The organism is Listeria monocytogenes ATCC 19117, from assembly GCF_000307025.1.
GTDB classification, from domain to species: Bacteria; Bacillota; Bacilli; order Lactobacillales; family Listeriaceae; genus Listeria; species Listeria monocytogenes_B.
Genome location: NC_018584.1, coordinates 762,758 through 780,146, shown reverse-complemented (window position 1 = coordinate 780,146; position 17,389 = coordinate 762,758). Strand labels below are relative to the sequence as shown.

21 protein-coding genes are annotated in these 17,389 nt (G+C 39.7%); 1 reads left to right on the top strand and 20 read right to left on the bottom strand.

Going from position 1 to position 17,389, the window contains the following annotated elements; genetic code table 11:
• Positions 1-48 precede the first annotated feature (48 nt).
• Positions 49-1,779, bottom strand: a complete 1,731-nt coding sequence (locus tag LMOATCC19117_RS03845) for a pyruvate oxidase (protein ID WP_003734437.1) — start codon at positions 1,777-1,779, stop codon at positions 49-51.
• 270 nt (positions 1,780-2,049) lie between these two features.
• Here LMOATCC19117_RS03845 and LMOATCC19117_RS03840 point away from each other — a divergent pair, with 270 nt between their 5' ends.
• Positions 2,050-2,697, top strand: coding sequence for a FusB/FusC family EF-G-binding protein (locus LMOATCC19117_RS03840; protein ID WP_003724454.1), 648 nt, complete (start codon positions 2,050-2,052; stop codon positions 2,695-2,697).
• A gap of 42 nt (positions 2,698-2,739) precedes the next feature.
• On the opposite strand, the gene LMOATCC19117_RS03835 is transcribed toward LMOATCC19117_RS03840, so the two are convergent.
• The 19 genes from LMOATCC19117_RS03835 to LMOATCC19117_RS03745 form a co-directional block, all read right to left on the bottom strand.
• Complete coding sequence (locus LMOATCC19117_RS03835; protein ID WP_003721841.1) at positions 2,740-3,063, bottom strand: DUF1048 domain-containing protein; 324 nt, start codon at positions 3,061-3,063, stop codon at positions 2,740-2,742.
• Positions 3,063-3,389 (bottom strand): PadR family transcriptional regulator LftR, encoded by a 327-nt coding sequence (lftR, locus tag LMOATCC19117_RS03830; protein ID WP_003721840.1) that lies wholly within the window; start codon positions 3,387-3,389, stop codon positions 3,063-3,065. Before lftR ends, LMOATCC19117_RS03835 begins: the two co-directional genes overlap by 1 nt.
• Before the next feature lie 118 nt (positions 3,390-3,507).
• Positions 3,508-4,152, bottom strand: a complete 645-nt coding sequence (locus LMOATCC19117_RS03825; protein ID WP_003727192.1) for a hypothetical protein — start codon at positions 4,150-4,152, stop codon at positions 3,508-3,510.
• A gap of 13 nt (positions 4,153-4,165) precedes the next feature.
• The gene (locus LMOATCC19117_RS03820; protein WP_003727193.1) at positions 4,166-4,834 is read right to left on the bottom strand and encodes a lytic transglycosylase domain-containing protein; all 669 of its coding nucleotides are present in this window, start codon (positions 4,832-4,834) and stop codon (positions 4,166-4,168) included.
• 16 nt (positions 4,835-4,850) lie between these two features.
• Positions 4,851-6,152 (bottom strand): flagellar protein export ATPase FliI, encoded by a 1,302-nt coding sequence (gene fliI / locus LMOATCC19117_RS03815; protein ID WP_003724451.1) that lies wholly within the window; start codon positions 6,150-6,152, stop codon positions 4,851-4,853.
• Complete coding sequence (locus LMOATCC19117_RS03810) at positions 6,149-6,841, bottom strand: FliH/SctL family protein (protein ID WP_003724450.1); 693 nt, start codon at positions 6,839-6,841, stop codon at positions 6,149-6,151. Before LMOATCC19117_RS03810 ends, fliI begins: the two co-directional genes overlap by 4 nt.
• Entirely contained in the window at positions 6,828-7,934 is a 1,107-nt protein-coding gene (locus LMOATCC19117_RS03805) for a flagellar motor switch protein FliG (RefSeq protein ID WP_003724449.1), read from the bottom strand. The genes LMOATCC19117_RS03810 and LMOATCC19117_RS03805 overlap by 14 nt, the downstream gene beginning before the upstream one ends.
• Before the next feature lie 2 nt (positions 7,935-7,936).
• Positions 7,937-9,589: a flagellar basal-body MS-ring/collar protein FliF gene (gene fliF, locus LMOATCC19117_RS03800; RefSeq protein ID WP_003724448.1), complete on the bottom strand. Its 1,653-nt coding sequence runs from the start codon at positions 9,587-9,589 to the stop codon at positions 7,937-7,939.
• Between the two features lie 67 nt (positions 9,590-9,656).
• Entirely contained in the window at positions 9,657-9,953 is a 297-nt protein-coding gene (gene fliE / locus LMOATCC19117_RS03795) for a flagellar hook-basal body complex protein FliE (RefSeq protein ID WP_003724447.1), read from the bottom strand.
• Between the two features lie 16 nt (positions 9,954-9,969).
• The gene (gene flgC / locus LMOATCC19117_RS03790) at positions 9,970-10,380 is read right to left on the bottom strand and encodes a flagellar basal body rod protein FlgC (RefSeq protein ID WP_003721832.1); all 411 of its coding nucleotides are present in this window, start codon (positions 10,378-10,380) and stop codon (positions 9,970-9,972) included.
• 11 nt (positions 10,381-10,391) lie between these two features.
• Complete coding sequence (gene flgB, locus LMOATCC19117_RS03785) at positions 10,392-10,793, bottom strand: flagellar basal body rod protein FlgB (RefSeq protein WP_003730269.1); 402 nt, start codon at positions 10,791-10,793, stop codon at positions 10,392-10,394.
• 20 nt (positions 10,794-10,813) lie between these two features.
• Positions 10,814-11,095 carry a hypothetical protein gene (locus LMOATCC19117_RS03780; protein WP_003734438.1) on the bottom strand — a complete coding sequence of 94 codons (282 nt, stop codon included), beginning with the start codon at positions 11,093-11,095 and terminating at the stop codon, positions 10,814-10,816.
• Positions 11,067-11,453 carry a flagellar export chaperone FliS gene (fliS, locus tag LMOATCC19117_RS03775; RefSeq protein WP_003724443.1) on the bottom strand — a complete coding sequence of 129 codons (387 nt, stop codon included), beginning with the start codon at positions 11,451-11,453 and terminating at the stop codon, positions 11,067-11,069. Before fliS ends, LMOATCC19117_RS03780 begins: the two co-directional genes overlap by 29 nt.
• Before the next feature lie 18 nt (positions 11,454-11,471).
• Positions 11,472-12,761, bottom strand: a complete 1,290-nt coding sequence (locus LMOATCC19117_RS03770; protein WP_003727196.1) for a flagellar hook-associated protein 2 — start codon at positions 12,759-12,761, stop codon at positions 11,472-11,474.
• 11 nt (positions 12,762-12,772) lie between these two features.
• A complete protein-coding gene (locus LMOATCC19117_RS03765) occupies positions 12,773-13,648 on the bottom strand; it encodes a flagellar hook-associated protein 3 (RefSeq protein ID WP_003730266.1) in 876 nt (291 codons plus the stop codon).
• An 11-nt stretch (positions 13,649-13,659) separates the two neighbouring features.
• Complete coding sequence (gene flgK / locus LMOATCC19117_RS03760; RefSeq protein ID WP_003734439.1) at positions 13,660-15,180, bottom strand: flagellar hook-associated protein FlgK; 1,521 nt, start codon at positions 15,178-15,180, stop codon at positions 13,660-13,662.
• A 19-nt stretch (positions 15,181-15,199) separates the two neighbouring features.
• Positions 15,200-15,628: a hypothetical protein gene (locus LMOATCC19117_RS03755; RefSeq protein WP_003731036.1), complete on the bottom strand. Its 429-nt coding sequence runs from the start codon at positions 15,626-15,628 to the stop codon at positions 15,200-15,202.
• Between the two features lie 9 nt (positions 15,629-15,637).
• Positions 15,638-16,102, bottom strand: coding sequence for a YaaR family protein (locus LMOATCC19117_RS03750; protein ID WP_003724438.1), 465 nt, complete (start codon positions 16,100-16,102; stop codon positions 15,638-15,640).
• Between the two features lie 106 nt (positions 16,103-16,208).
• Positions 16,209-17,375 (bottom strand): hypothetical protein, encoded by a 1,167-nt coding sequence (locus LMOATCC19117_RS03745; protein WP_003724437.1) that lies wholly within the window; start codon positions 17,373-17,375, stop codon positions 16,209-16,211.
• Positions 17,376-17,389 lie beyond the last annotated feature (14 nt).

The window sequence follows — 17,389 nt, the reverse complement described above, 5'->3', positions numbered from 1 at the left end:
CGAAAATCGGCATGAAACGGGTGATAATGTTATTTTTTTATTTATTTTTTATAAAAATCTGCGTAAAATGGTTTTAAGTGGTGGCATTTTTGCGAAACGATGGTCTTCTAAGACTGATTGGATTTCGAATTTAGTATAACCGAGCGCTTCGTCCATCACGATTTTACCAGGTAGTGGAGCGGCTGCACTGTCCACGGAAACGTCGATGATTACTGGCTTCGTTGCTAGTTTAGCGTTTTCGAAAGCAGCTTCTAGGTCCGCCATTTTTTCTACTCGGAAACCAATTCCTCCACAACTTTCGGCGAATTTTGCGTAATTGATGTCTGGTAGATCGATGGCGTAGTTTAGTTCACCAGCTGATTGTTGTTCATATTTAATGAATGAAAGTTGTTGGTTGTTTAACACGACGACAATCATTGGCATGTTTAAACCTACTGCAGTGACGAAATCTTGCATGACCATGGAAAAGCCTCCATCACCGACGATGGCGATTGCTTGGCGGTCTGGGAATGCTTTTTTGGCAGCGATAGCTCCAGGTAAACCGCAGCCCATAGTACCAAGCCACGCGGAAACGATAAAGTCATTTTGTGGGGTTAAATGTAAATAACGAGTGCTCCAAACAGTTGCAGTTCCTACGTCGATAGAGAAAATGGCATCTTTATCAGCGATTTTTTGGATGTTCGCCATCACGACTTCTGGGGCGATTGGATCGGTTGTTTGTGCGATGTCTTCTTCTAACCATTTCCACCATTCTTGCATGTTTTCTTGGCATGCTTGAAGGAATTTACGCTCTTCTACAGGTGCGGTTTTCGCGGTTAAATTACCGATGATTTCTGCGGCATCGCCAACTAAACCAACTGTTGCAGGGAAACGTTTGCTGATTTTGGCTGGGTCAATATCGATTTGGATGCAGTCGGCTTTTTTTGGTAAATAATCGCTATAAGGGTAATCATTCCCGAACATTAATAGTAAGTCAGTTTCTTGCATAGCTTCATATGCTGGTTTGGTTCCGATTTTACCAAGGTTTCCGAGTGCATTTGGATGGTTATCTGGAACAATGGTTTTTGCTGGTAAGGAATGAATAATCGGGATTTTCAATTTTTCTGAGAAGGCGATTAGTTCTGGTCCAGCGTGTTTAGTCCCTAATCCGGCTAAGATAACTGGTTTTTCCGCTTTTTCAATCCGTGCTACAGCTTCCTGTATTGCCGCTTCATCTAGTTTTGGATTTTCTTGTTCGAATTTGACTGTTTTTGCTTCAAGGCTCGCTTTAATTACTTGTGACGGGATATCATTTGGAATCGTTAGGACAGCGACGCCTTTTTCTTTATAAGCGGTGCGGATTGCTTCATCAACCACATCCGCGAGTGTTTCGGCATTATCAATTTGTTTATTATACACGGCAACATCTTCAAAAATCGCTGGTAAATTGACTTCTTGGAAAAAGCCGGTGTTTAAGACGTCGGTTGTCACTTGCCCAGCGAGTACGAGCATTGGCACATGATCCATTTTTGCATCATACATGCCGTTTAGAAGATGAATTGCTCCGGGGCCGCCGATAGATAATGCGACACCAATTTTGCCTGTTAATTTGGTATATGCTGCTGCGGCGAGTGTCGCCACTTCTTCGTGCCGAACGTGAATAAATTCGATTGCTTCTTGTTCTTTTCGTAAGGCATCAACTACTGTATCAATCGAATCACCAGGTAAACCATATACGTGGTCGATCCCCCAATTTTTTAATGTTTGTACGAGTGTTTCACTTGCTTTTACTTTTTTCATTTTACTTTCTCCTCCCATGGATGTTTTCTCTAATGTCCAATAGTTTTCGTTTACCCTGTTTTTAAAAGAGTATTCATAAAAGAGAATTGACGAACTATTCAGAAGTGCTTATAATGAAGGCAAGGTGGTGATCAAAGAGATGCAAACAAAATTGCACTGCTCTCGACTTTCTAACAATGGCTTTAGGATTGTTTAGAAAGTAAGAGTGAAATAAACTCTTCAATCCTTCAGCTAGTTTAACCAACATTAAACTATTAAAGGAGAATTATAATGAAAGAGTTTATCGAGCCATACCAATATAATTTTATCAAAAATCAATTAGCCAATGTTTCACGCGCATACCGGTCCGCCAATGATACTTCGACTTTGAAGGCGTTAAAATCGTTAACAGAGGAGAAAATCAATGAACTATTCCCGGAAAGCGTGCTAGAGGAGCATAAGGAACTGTTTAGCGAGCTCCATGCGATTACTTCAACCAAAGAAGCAGAGCCGTTTTTAGATGGGTTAAAAGCCTATGTGATTCCTTTCGCGCCACCTAGTGATGTGAAACTTAAAAAACTTTTTGCGAAAACGAAAAAATTAAAAATTCCCGCCTGGTCTAAACTAGATTTGCGCGACTATACTTTTTACGGCTGGAATGATATCGCTCAGCAACGTAAATATATCGTGACTTACGAGGACGGAAATTTGGTCGGCGTACAAGGAACTATTTCGACAGAGATTCAAAAGGGTGTTTGTTCGATTTGTCACTCGCATTCCAAAGTATCGCTCTTTATGGCGAAAACGAAATCTTCGAGTGACGGCATTTATACGACAAATGGTAATTACATTTGCTACGATAGTGATGTGTGTAATCAGCAAATAAAAACCCACGAAACGTTAGATGAATTTATTGAGGTTGTTAAGAAACGCAAATAAAAAACAGAAAGTCTCTCATTTTTTTGAGAGGCTTTCTGTTTTTTATTTAATCGAATCTCGCAATTTCTGACGTTGTTTATCCATCCATGTTTCTTCCGGAAATTCACTTAGTAAGTTGTCGGCGAATTCCGCTAGGTCATCTCCTACAACGGCTTTTAATTCTAGGTTGTCGGCTGCGGCGTTTTCGAACATCTCGAGTACATTCTTTAGGATTTCAAACATCCCAGCGCCTTTTGCAAAGTTCCATAAATAGGTTTCGATAGCTTTCATTGCGGTTTTGTAATCTTCTGGCAAAGCGGCTATTCGTTTTTTGTACTGTTTGTAATCTCGTTTTTCTTCGCGGTATTTTTTGTACCAATTAAACATTACGCTTGCCCTCCTTTAACCTGCATGATTTTTCCTTGAATAAAATCCCAACGCTTCCAAAAAATAGCTAGTTCTTCTTCACCAGCTGGGCTCAATGTGTAAAATTTTCGTGGTGGACCTAATTCTGATTTTTTCTTTTCTATCTCGACTAATCCTTTTTTCTCCAGACGAACGAGAATGGTGTAGACGGTTCCTTCGACGATTTCATCAAAGCCTAGGTCATTGAGGTATTTGGTGATTTCGTAGCCGTATGTTTCTCCTCTAGAAATCCGCTCCAAAATCATTCCTTCTAAACTACCTTTGAGTAACTCGGTTAGTCCTTTCACTTGAATTCACTCCTCTACTAGTTGTTACTAGGTACAAGTATATAGTAATACAAAGTAGGTTAGTTGTCAACCTGTTTGTATAAAAAAACCTGCTCTCTTTGGCGAGAACAGGTTTTTTCTATTGAAAAAGTACTTCTTGATTTTGTTTCATCGCGTTTAAATTAGCAATGTTGACCGTTAAAAATTTCTTTTTCGGAGCTTCTAAAGTTTCGAGCCATTCGTTTGTTAATTTTGTTGCGATTTCAGCTGCTGCATCGTTTTGGCAAATGAAGCCGATGTTTTTGTATTGGCATTTCTCATCAAGATTAGCGTAGTGGTATTCTTCGCTTTCTTCGGGATTGAAAATGTCCATATAAAAATTTCGATTGCCTTTGAGGAATTGCATGTGGGTATCATTTGAGTCTACTAGGTTGAAATCGCGTTTGGTGAACTGATTGATCGCTTCTGATTTTACATGTGATAGGTCGAAGCTTACTTTTGTGCTTGGTTTTTCTAAGTTTTGAAGCTGGCTTGCTTCAAATGATTTAGCTGCTTCTTGGTCGGATGTGAATGCTTGGAGCTGTTCTTCGACACGATTCATTTTAGTTTCAAAATCCAGTTCGTTTAGGAGATTTTCGGTTTGTCTGATGACGTTAATTGCTTCTTCAAATTGGTCATTTTTTATGTAGGAAGTCACTTTTTCGGCTGCTTCAATTTTAATTTCTTGTTGCATTGCTGCAGTCATATCGCGCCATGATTCCCACTTTTGTTGCCAGTTTCCCATGGTTTATTCTCCCTTACCCAATAATTTTCGTTAAATAGTTTTGTGTTTCTTTGAATGGTGGTACGCCGCCATATTTGCGGACATTTCCTGGCCCAGCATTATAAGCTGCTAATGCCAGTTTGAGATCGCCATCATATTTTTTAATATAACCTGCCAATTGTTTTGTTCCAGCGTCGATATTAGTTGCTGGGTCTGTACGATTCGAGCCGTACATCAACTGCATTAAACCTGTTGCACCAGCACTTGATACAACGTTCGGGTTAAAATTGGATTCTACTTGGATGACTCGTTTGATGAGTGCTTCTGGAACGCCATATTTCGCGGCCGAAGTTTTAATTAAATCACTATATTTTCCTTCATTTTCCGCACTGATTGGTTTGATTTGGTAGTTGTTCCAGTTTGTTGATTCGCCTGTTGATGTAGTGGGAGTCTCGGTTGTTGTGCTTGAAGCAGACGCGGCAGAATTGGTGTCGGATTGATTGATTAATGCTTCATATGCTTCTCGAGCGCGCGTAAGTTCGGCATCTGTGACAGTTTGTACACTTGTTGTTTTGGCAGTTGTGGTTTCATTTAAGCGTTCGTTTAATTTTGTTTCAAAAGTGGTAGCCGATTGTTTCGCTGCTTCGAACGCGCTTTGAAACTCGGCTTGTCTAGCACTTATTACTTGTTCTACTGGATTCATCCACGGCACTCCTTTGTTATACTAACGTTTCCATCAACTTACTCGTTTCTTCAAGCGTGACACTTTCATCCCGCAATTGTTTTAAAAATTGATGGATGAAATAAGACTTTTCTTTACTTGTAAAAATCGCCGCATTGTCGCTCGTCTGTTCGATTGTACCAAGTTTGAAATATAGTTCATTTTCTTGATAAATACTCATCCATTCGCGAATTTTCGAAGCTGTTTTCCACTGGCTTTCTGGAACAATTTCTTCCATTACCCGACTAACGGAGCCGAGGACATCAATGGCAGGATAGTGGTTTTTGGTGGCCAGTTCACGTGTGAGAACGATATGTCCATCTAAAATCCCCCGCGCTAGATCGGGGACTGGACCATTCATATCATCTCCATCAACAAGCACTGTATAAATACCAGTGATCGAGCCGTTTTGCGTTTTACCTGAACGTTCTAGCAATTTCTTCATATATGATTCCATTAGCAAGGTTTTGCCGCCGATTGGTAAGTCTTTGACGGCGATATCGACGCTTCTTCTTGCATCAGCAAAACGAGTGACAGAATCCATCATTAGAAGGACGGTTTTTCCTTGGTCGCGGAAATGCTCGGCAATAGAAGTGGCTAGTTTGGCGGCGCGTAGTTGCATAAGATGGCTTTCGTCCGAGGTAGCAGCAACAATCACGCTTTTGCGCAGTCCGTCTTCTCCAAGATCCTTACGCAAGAAATCTTTTACTTCACGCCCACGCTCGCCGACTAAGCCGATCACATTAATGTCTGCTTTGGCGTTACGAGCAATCATTCCAAGTAAAGTAGATTTACCAACACCCGATCCGGCGAAAATACCAATTTTTTGACCGATTCCAATCGTTAACATCCCGTCAATTGCTTTGATGCCTGTTTCGAGCGTATCAGTGATTTCTGCTCGACTAAAAGCATGAATTGGTGGAGCTTCAAGCGGCATTTTTTGTTTAAATTTAGCCACTCCAGCTTCTTCGTTTAAAATATCGCCGGATGCGTTGAGTACTTTTCCAAGGAGGTATTCGTCTGCCGGGATTGTAATTTTCGTATCCGTTACGTACACCCAATCACCGTATGCCACTTTGTCGCTTTGATTAAACGGGAGTAGCATGTTGTTTTCTTTTTCAATAGAAATTACTTCGCAGAGCACTTTATTTTCACCGACCATGACAGTGTCACCAATTTTCACTTGAGGGCCTTTGGAAATATAGACTTGTTCTTGGACTGTGTGAATTTTTCCTTTTTGGATGTATGGAACGGTGTTTTTTAGTTCTTGCCAAGCTTCGGTTTTTGGCGACCAGTTCACGGTTTATCGCCTCCTAGAATTTTCCGTTCGGCATTTTGTTTATGAAGTGTTTGGAAAATTTCGGTGATGCGGTAGTCAAAGTATTCCTTTTCTTCTTCTACAGTAAATTCGCCGTAATCGAGTCGCATATCGAAGTTCCAATGGATATTTTCTAAAAGCCAGTCGTATTTTGTGCCTGTGTTTTCTTCTTTTAGAGCTTTTAAGGTCTCTGGATGGGTGGTGACGTTTAGTTTGTCGAAAGCAACTGGGAGTTTTTGAATGACTTCAGTTAGCATTGGTAAGACTTCGATTTGGCGGGTGTCGATTGCTTGGTGGACGATTCTTTCTGCAAGATCGATACTTTCATCCCAAAGGAAATCGGTGATAGTTAGATACATTTGTGTTTTTTCTTTTTCAAAAGCTTGTTTGTTTGCTTCGATTTCTGTTTCAGCTTCGCGTTTTAATTCTTCAATGGCTTGGCGTTCAGCTTGAAGTGCTGCTTTTTCGTTAGCTAATTTTTGCTGTTCGATTTCGATGGCAGATAGGTGTTTTTCCAGTTCTTTTTGATGACTTTCTAGTTGTTCAAGTTCTTTCGAGTAGGGTGACTCGACTTCTTCTGTTTCTTCTATATCATCCAAATAAAACAGTTCCATTTTCACGTCGGATAAAGTGACTTTACCTTTTGGGATTCGCGGATTAGATAAGGACATCCTGTTCCCCCCGTTGGATAACTATTTTGCCATCTTTTTCCAGATTTTTAACAACATTGGCGATATCTTGTTGGGCTTGCTCGACGTCAGAAAGTCTGATTGGGCCAAGAACTTCTAATTCTTCGGTAATCATATCGCGACGGTTTTTCGATACGCAAGATAGAATTTTTTCTTTGAGCTCTTCTTTTTCGTTTTTGAGTGCTCGAGCGATTTTATTGTTGTCTTGAATTTCTGCCAACACTTGTTGCAAGGTCATGTTATCAAGTAGAATAATATCTTCAAACATAAACATTTTCTCTTTGATGCGTTCGGAAAGTTCGGCTTGTTCGGCGTCGAGATGTTCGAAAATTGTACGTTCTAAACCTCGGGTAACATTGTTTAAGATATTTGCGACATTTTTTATGCCATCTGTTTTGTTCAGTGAGCTATTCGACATGGTATCGAGCTTAATTCTTAGTAAATTAGAAACGTTTTGCATGACTTCGCTATCGAATTGTTCTAGGCTCGCGATACCAATAACAGTGTTAATCATTTTTTCTTCCGGTAGTAAGGCTAGTAGTTTCGATGCTTCTTCTGGTTTCATGTATGAAGCTATCATCGCGATGGTTTGTGGCGATTCGTCGCTAATAATTGTAAACAAGGAGTCAACATCATCAATTTCTCGTAAAATATCTAGCGCGGTTTCGCCGATACGTGATTCTGCTTCTACCCCGTAAATGAGTTGATTTAGTTCTTCCGTCGTCATGTCTGGGAACAAGCGTTGTAAGTGTTCGCGGTCGAGTTTAGCAATTCCTCCTGAAAGAAGTTCTAATTCCCCTAAAAATTCTCTAGTTGCTTCTTCTACTGCGCCGCCGTCCATTTCTTTCATTTTGGCCATTTCACGTGCAAGGCGTTGTTTGGATGCGTCAGGGAGCAAATCTACCACTTCGGTCGCGATTTGTTCGTCGAGGCTCCAAATAATAAGTGCGGCTTTTTCACGTCTTGAAATACCTGAATCTGCTGAAGTAGTTGTTTTTTCTTCCGTTTCTTCTACTTCGACAGTTTCTAGTTCAGCATTTGTTTCTTCTAAGGTTTCTTTGAGTGTTTCTGCCATTGTTATTCCTGCCTTTCATTGAGCCATTTTTGGATGACTGCTGCGGCGCGCCCTGGGTCTTCTTTGGCCATTTCACCGAGTTTATTTTTCAAGCTTTCTTTGCGGGCTTTTAATTCTGGTTCTGATAAATCGAACGCGTCTGTTTGGAAGTTGAAATCTGGATGTTCTTCTGGGTTGATGATTGCTTCTTCGGCTGGAATGTAGTCTTTTTCTTCTGGTTCTAATGCTTCTTCTAGTTGTTCTTTACGTTTAAGGAAGATAATGTAGGCGATAATTCCAGCTGCAATGATGGCGAAGAGTAAACTTCCTGCAAGCCACCAAATCCAGGCTTTGCTTGCTGGTGCTGCTTTTTCTGTTGTATCTTTTTCTGCTGGCGTGGCGTTGTCTAAGAACTGGATCGGCATGATGGTAACATCGCCATTTTGGAAAGTACCTTCGAATGTTGGTGCGGCTGCTGCTTCTCCGTCTGCGCCTGCTTCTTCGGTTGTCATATTAGGCGTTAATCCAGCTGAAACTCCAATTGCTTTTGTGAATTCGGCCATGTCAACACCATTTTTATTTAAAGCATTTTGATCAACCCAGACAACGACATTTGTCTTTGCTAGGGCTGGGTGTTTTTTGATTTCTTGGATGGTGGAGTCTAGTTCATAATTCGTTGTTTCACTTGATTTTTCGCTTGTATAGGTGTTCGTATCATCACCATTTTGTTCCGTGTAATTTGGTACGTCAGCGTTTGAGGCGGTTCCTGATTCCGTCGTATTCGCGGAACCTTTTGATGTGTCTGTTGATGTGTCTTTTTGGTTGCTACGTACTTTTCCGTCGTTTGGATAATGTTCCGTATTTTGTTTGATTTCGTCAAAATTAACCGAGACATTTGTATTCACGCGGAAATTATCTAGGGCAAAAATGCTGGAAAGTGTCCCTTCGATATCTGTTTTCACATTTTTTCCAATCGCATTTTGGATATCGACTTCATTTTTATAAGCAGAACTGCCTTCTTCTTTGGATGTGTCTGCTTCAGAGATAACACCATTTTTCGTATCGATAATCGCTACGTCATCACTAGCAACATTTGGTACGGCTGCGCTGACGGTGCGCTGAATGCCGAGAACTTGTTCGCTTGTTAGTGTTTGATTGTTTTTGGTTTTGAGTGTTACTGCGGCTGTTCCTTTTTGGCTTGCTTCTTCAAAAATCGAACTTGATTCTGGTAAAGTTAGCTGCACGGAGGCGCTATCGATGGTTGTTCCATAGCTTTGAACGATTTCTTTTTCTAAATTGACTTTCGTACCAACTTTTTCTTGCATTTTTTTATCTTCTTCACTGGCTCCAAGTGAGCTGTTTAGTAGAATGTCATTGCCATCTTGGCCTGTGTATGGAATACCTAGGTCCGCAAATTTGTCACGAACGAGTGTCTCCACTTTTTCATCGACTAAAATGTTACCACTTTTGTCGACGGTATAATCAACGCCCATTTTGGCTAATTGATCGGTGACTTGTTGTTGGCTTGTTTCGGATAGATTTTTATAAAGAGTAACTTCTGTTTTGGGCGTGTTCATGTAGAGTAATAACACCGTGACTACGACAAAAAGGCCGACTAAAATCGCGCCTTTGTGCCAATTCTTCAATTTCGAATACATTGTTTTTATTTTTGCCATCTTAAAAACTTCGCTCCATTTTTCTCGTGTGGACGATTGACTAAAACTCCCCCGACTAGTCTAACCGCTACACTTGCATATTTAAAAGCTGTTTGTAGCTTTCGATTACATTATCACGAATGACCGCAGCAGTTTTCATTTCTGATTCTGCTTTTTTCATTTGAATGAGTACATCACTCGCATTTCCTTCGCCTGTTGTTAAAAGGTTCGATACGGAAGTTTGCGCGTTTGATTGTGTATCACTCATACTATCCAGCATTTGCGTGAAGGTATTTCCGGCACCTGTCGCATTGTCTGTTTTCGCGGTTTCACCAAGCGTTACTTTAGGTAAGACACTTGCTGCATTAATACTTTCAATTGCCATTTCTTAAAACACTCCTTTATACTTTGCCAATTTCTAAATCTTTTTCCATCATTTTTTCATTTGCTTGTAAGGCGGAAGTGTTTGCCGCGTACATTTTTTGCCCGACCATTAAATTGGTCATTTCGGCTGTCATATCTACATTTGCGTAGTTGACGTAACCTGCTTCATTTGCGTTAGGATGAGTTGGATCATAGACACGTTTGACGCTTCCTGTGTCGCTCGATATTTCGCTTACTTTAACACCTTTTGTTCCAGTTAGAGCTGTTTCAAATGGTGTGATTTCGGATAATACGACGCGTTTTCTAAGGAAAGGTGTCTCGCCAGGTGCGGCGCTTGAATCGGCGTTCGCGATATTATTGGAGCTTACTTCCATCCATTGTTTCGCAGCATTTAACGCGGAGCCACTTGTGTTTATTCCTTCAAACATGGTTTATCACCTTACTTTCCACGGGCTGCTGTGTTGATGGATGAATTATAGTTGAGTGCACTGATAGCGAGCGCGTACATTTGGTTATTTTTTGTTAAGCTAATCATTTCAGAAGTGACGTTGACATTGTTGCCGTCTTCGTTGATGGAGCCGCTCTTGGTCGTTACTTTTGCATTTGTTTCGTCTATATCGGTTCCAGCTAAATGTTTTGTGTTTGTTTTCGTTAGGTTGCCGGCCGACTCGATGCTATTCTGACCAGATGCGCGCAAACTTGAGCCAAATGATTCCTCAAAACTCGCTTCACTTGCTTTAAAATTGGGCGTATTGGCATTGGCGATATTATTTGAAACTACTTGGTTGGCTGTTTGAAGATAATTCAAGTAGTTGCCAATATGCGTGGTATAATTTTCCACTTGTCATTTCCTTCTTTCTTTTAGAAAAATTTCGCATAATTCAAGTTAGCAGCATTGCGACTTTTATTTTCAGAAAAGGCATTTTCAGTGGATTCTAATTGTTTTTGGGTGAAAAGAATACCTTTATTTATAACTTCCCTTGTTTCTTTTAAAATGGCTTCTTTTGTATCTTTTGGTAAATGTTCGGTGCTTTTTAGTAGTTCATTTAGTTTTGCTTGGTATTCTTCGAGGCTAACGTTTAATTGCCCCGTCGAGTGAAACAGTGCTTTTAACTCAACCAAATGTGTCTTTGCTTGATTCATGTTTCATCACTCCCTCGTAGCCTTCTTTAAGCTGCGTGATAACATGAATGATAGTATCAATATTAACGGGTTGTTTTAGTAGTTGCATTTGGCGAATTTGTTCAGAAATCCATTCATATAAGCCGAAAATGTTATCGTAAAGTTCTTGCCCGGCTTCTGGATTTAATTGTAATTTTAATTCTTCAAAGATTTTTTCCATTTTATCAAGAATAAGATCGGCTTCGGAAAAATGTAGTTGTTCGAGTGCTTTGTCCAATTTTTTAAATTCAATAATACAACGTTCGTATATATAAATGGTGTTTTTAATGGGGTTGCTCGTATTTAATTCATTTTGCGTGTATCGTTTCCAAGCTTGCATTTTTTTCACCTACCATTTTTATTTATTAGAACTGTTCATGCCATCGATGAGGGCATCTAGCGTCATGGCGTCGCTTTGCATAGCTTGCATCATTTCAAGCCATTTGTTGTATTGATCCGTAATATTCGTTAATAACGTGTCATTTCGGCTAGTAATATCGGTTAACTTGAGGTTTAATTTATTGATTTCATTCGTCATCGAGGTCGTTTCATCACTGATAAAGCCTGTCGAGCCAAATGTTTTGTTCAAAGATTGATACAGTTCATCGCCAATTCCACCAATGCCAAAGAAAAATCTTTCGACGGCGGTTGGGTCTTCAGCTACCATTTTTTTCATTGCAGTTTCATCGACTTTTAAAACGCCTTCTTTGTCGACACTTATTCCAAAATCGAATAATGTATTCCCATCTTTTTTATGTTGGAATACGTTGTTTAGGGCGCGATTTGCTTCGAGGTCGGCAGCAGATGCTTGTAAAATGGTTCCTTTTCCCGTGTAGGTTTTCATTGTGCTTGTTAGTGCATTGTATGTATTTACAAAACTGGTGATCATGCTGGCTGCTTTTTCATCGCTTTGGTCTTGGATGGTTAATTTTTCAGCGCCAGTTGTTTCTTTTTTGAGGTTGATGGTCACGCCTGGGATGTAGTTGGTTACCTTGTTTGTTGCACTTGTAACGGTCGCTCCGTTGATTCTGAGTTTGGCGTCCTCTGCAGCTAAATGGTCTGGGGAATTTTGTACTAATCCAAGTGCATCGAGAACAGCCGAATCGCCTTCAAATTTAATACTGTTTTCGACACCGGTTGTTGAAGAAGTTACGACCATGTTTTCGCCTAGCGTGTAGATATTCACCTTAGCTCCGGCGCTATTGATGGAGTTCATCACATTTTTCATTGAGCTATCTGCATCAACTTTAATTTCTTTGCCATTGATTTTGATTGTCCCGCTTACACCGATTTTTGCCTCAATATCAGGTACTGCTTTATTGTAAGTGTCTGCGGTCGCCAAGTTTTGGACTTCGATAGAATAACTGCCGTTGACGGAACTGCTCGTTGATGAAACAGTAAAACTCGTTTCGTTGGATGAAGTCGCGAGTTTGGTTTTACTTTCATAAGTCGTGAAAGAGCTCATCGTTTTCAGCGACTCAGATAAAGCATTTTTCAAACTAGCATAAAGATCAATCCGTGATTGGTAGCTGGAAATTTGGTTTTGATAAGGCGTTTTCGCTTTTTCCAAACTAGCTTTTTGAAGACTGATAAATTGCGAATAGTATTGCGTTGGGTCCATTAAACTGCTTGCAATCGAACTTCCCACTTGGTCTCACCTCACATATAATTTAGAATGCTTAATTTTTGTACCATCACACTGGATTGTAGTGCGGCTTGGTATGCAATCGATGTTTTATTTAGATTACTTACAGCTTCTGGCATATTGACTTCTTCGACATTGGATTTACGTTCGGAAAAGTCGACAATTTTGCTAGAAAGTACGTTATCATAGGCTGCTACACCGTTTTTCTGTCCGCCGATATTTGTCATCGAATTGGTGATGATTTCAATATTCTTGCTGTTTGTTTCTTGCAAGGCAGACAAAGCATCCTTATCGCCAGTTTTCATTGCGTCAACGATTTTTTGAATGTTGTTAAACACATCCGTCATCGCACTACCATCATGGAAAACTTCTACTTCTAATGTGTCCGTTACGCGGAATTTTTTATTTTCTGTTGTTCCGTTATAGATGATTTCTCCAGTGGTTTTATCTGTTGTAAATGGCTTCACGCTCGTGCTAGAACCACTAAAAACATATCTGCCATCGTCTTCTGAGTTAGCGACAGAAATAAGAACATCCAGTAAACCTTTGATTTCTTCGGCTGATTGCGACATATTGTCTTTATCGCTCGTGCCGTTAATCGCTTGCAAGACTAAAGCATTTACCCGGTTCATCGATGTAGACATGGATGAAAGGGATGTTTCAGCCGTATTTAATAATGATTTTGCTTCGGTTACGTCCGTTTTTTCGCGATTTAGCTGACTAAGCACATGATTATAGGATAAAATTTGCGCTGTTGCACCAGGATTTTCGCTCATCGATTCATACTTTTTCCCAGAAGATACTTGTAATTGGTATTTTGCAAGGTTTCCTGAGACATTATTCAGCTGATTAATTATTGAATTTGCTTGTTGATTCGTTGAAATTCGCATTATTTTCCTCCTTATAACATGGCTAAGAGAGCTTTCATCATATCGTTCACTGTGTTCATGGCTTTCGTATTGGCCACATAATAACTTTGGTATTGCATGATATTTGTCATTTCCTCGTCAATATTAACTCCTTCAAGAGATGATTTTGATTCAGAAAGGGAATTTAAAGCTTGCGTGTCTGCCGTAGAAGTTGCGCTACTTTTACTAGCGTCCGTCGCCACTTCGGTAATGATTCCGTCCATGAAACTCGGGAAAGTTGTTCCTTGAATGTTTTTGTCTGTTTTCAAGGAAGCGATATCCGCCGCGATAACTCCTAGAAACGGCTTGTTATCAGCGTTACTTGTGATTGCAGGATTCAGGATCCATTTGCCAGAGCTTTGGGTGAAAATTGGAATGGAAAAATCATTCACATCGGTTACATATGTACTCGTGCCAAGCGTGTCAATCGCGTGGTCAACTCCGCCAATCGTCAGCGTATCACCAGAACGAGTCACACCAGGGAATTTTTCTAATAGACGCAAAAGTTCATCGCGATTGCTCAGTAGTTTTTCGTCGTTCGGATTCGCTTTGAGCGCATCATTGATTTTTTGCAAATCGTCCATTGTTTTATTGACGTTTTTGACTTGAATATCATCTAATGCTTTTGCTAGGCTGTTCGAAAAAGTTTCGATTTTTTCTTGGTACGATTTAATTTCATTTTGGTTAACACGAACGGAAGCGATGATGGAACCTTCTGGCATGTTGAGTTTTTGACCGTCTACGGAAAATTCAAAGCCAGTCGCGGTTCGCGTTGATGTGATTTCGGTCGTTTCATCACCTTGGACAACAAGACGTCCGCCAATTGTCACATCGTACACATCTGGATTATTCGGATGGGCGCTCACGGAAATCCCAGCATAGCCAGCCATCGTACTAAGTAGTTGATCGCGTTGGTTCAGCAAATCGTTCGGTGGGTTGGAGCCTGCATTTCCGATTGCTTTATTGATACTGCCTAATTTTTTAATTAATGAATTTAAGTCTTGAATCGCGGCATCTGTATCTGCTGCAATGGTTGTTTCTAATTCTTTTAAGCCCGAATGAAGTTGGTTTAATTGATCCGTAAAAATCGACATACTGGATAAAAGTGCCGTTGTATTCGTTGCTTGGTCAGGATTTTTCGCTAATGCTGCCCAAGCGGTGAAGAAATTATCTAAATTATCACTTGGTGTATTTTTCCCTGGAGTACCAAATAAATTAAGTGCTTGACCGAGCGCCCCACTTTGATATAACGAAGCGGATTGTTTGGCGATTTGATTATTGTATTGTGTCGTAAGTGCTGTATTTGTTAGACGTTTAATGTCTGTCACTTTGACTCCGTAGCCTGTTTGTTTCCCACCAAGCAGACCACCGTCACCGTAAACCGCCGTCTGATCCACAGCTTGTCTTATGTATCCTGGCGTATTCATATTACTAATATTTTGCTGAGCGACCATATTAGCGATTTGCGCCGCTGACATGCCCGATAATGACGTATTAAAATCACTTAAACGCACAAAAAATCCCTCCGTTTACTTAAAAAGTCTCGTTTATCATCATATTATTTTCTGCTTGTGTTTCCGCGTGATGTCCCGTAATAACATCCACCATATGTTCCGAAAAAGCCAATTGCATTTCTGTTCTAATTTGGTTTTCCGTAACACTTACTCGTAAAAGGTTTTCTTTTTCAAGTAGCATTTTTTTCCGTTCATCTATAATGGCATTTTCCGCAGGTGTCCAAGTATTTTGGAGCGTTCTAAGCGTATTATCTTCGCCAATGATTGTTTTTAAAGCTTGATATTCGTTTTGCAAAGCGGCAAGTTCGCGCTGTAGCCCTAGTTGGCGTTCTTCTGCTTCAATCCAGTTCTCTTCTTGCACTAATTTTCCGAGTAAAATTGCTGCATCGGTCGCTTTGACATTTTTTTCGATTAAAATTTCTAATTGATTGATTAATTCGTTTTGCATTCCCATCACCTACAATACGACATCGAGAATCATGCCAGTAATCTCACCAATACGGTTTAGCATGTCTAAATGTCCAGTTTTTGTATCAATTAAATTCATTACATCATCGAGTTCATTGGTTTGTTTTTCTACTTGCTTTAAAATCGTCATTTTTTGCGAAAACCCGTATTTTGGATGACGGCTTTCGATATTGTCGTAATCCATCACATTATTCACATAAAAATTCAAAAATGTTTGGACTGCTTTTTTATAGCTCAAAACATTATCTACCGTCATATCCATTTCAACGAGTGACTTTTTATCTGTGACATTCGTGATTAGTTCGTTAATTTCAGTCAGGGAAGGAGTTTGTTTCTTGCCATTTGCCTTCATTTGTTCAAAATAAAGCTGTTGTGTTTGATTTAATTCTTGCATTCCCCTAACTACATTCGTCTGTTTGGACTGCGAAATTTGGCCAATTGAAACATTATTCATCCTTTTTCCCCCGAAAAACTCATTTTCGCTTTCTAAACCTTATTTTTCTATTTAATTATACTGAAACAACCTGAAAAAGTATATATTTTTTCAAAAAATATCTTTTTTAAAATAAAATAATTAATAATAAAATAATAAATATAGCAACTATCATGAAAAATATTGGTTGTTTAGAAACACTTCGGAAATCTTTTACTAATAAATCAAAAAATGACATTTCTTGTTGTGCGAGTAGCATCATTTTTGTCATATCACTCGCGAATTCGGCGTCCACACTACCTAAAATTCGTTCTGTATCGGTGAAACCTGCTTCGATTTCCATTTTTTGAAACAGTTGTGCAAGTCGTGTAAGTTGGCCTTGCATCCGGTCTAAAATAACGGCGATCCCACCTTGCGTCATTTGTCCGTCTGCCAAGCGTTGCAGTTCTTGGAAAAGTTCCGTTAATGGCTTGGTCGCTTGTTGGTGAAAAATTTTGATATTCCCATTTGGAAATGCGCCAATTTGCGGTAAAAGTTGGTTCATTAGTTTTAAGTATTCGCTACCCAACTTCCAAATATTGATGTTTTCTGCCTGTAATTCATATGGTAATAAGTGGCGCGATTGGAACATATTGCCAAATTCGCGTAACACTTTAATCATCCAGTTCGTTTCTTGTCTGGCGTCAACAATCGGGTCTAGTCTTGTCGCATGTTCGATATGCCCCTGGAATTCGCGCATCATTTGGATTCCAGTCTCCATATTGCCAGAAGCTATTTGCATCATGCGCAAGAAGTCGTATTTTCCTGTTGTTTCAAAAGTTAAGGTTGGCAACATTTTTAGCAAAAAGGATATTTCGTTCATAATTTTTTGATTGGCTAAAAATAATTTTTGATTCGCGGGATTTTCAGAAAAGTACGCTTCAAAATTATGTTGTTTCATTAGAATTGTACTTAATTGGCTACTAATCTCGCTTCTGACTGTTTGCCATTTAGTAGAATCAGTTGGATTTTTGATTCCCGCCCGCATCACGTAAAAGATTAAATCATTCGCTTTTTTAGCATTGTTCATCATTAATTTCATATATAATTCTAAACTTGCTGCGCTTGTTCCGTTTAGTTGTAAGCTGCTTAATTCTTTAAAAGAGAATGATACTGGCGGTGTTTTCGGTACGGCTACTTCTGTATTCATTTGTGCTTTTATCGTACCTTCTTTTACAACTGGATTTTGTTTAATGAGTTCCCGTTCTAGTTGATTACGATTTTCTGCAGATTCTTGAATGCCATCTATTTTCATTCCGTCCACCTCAC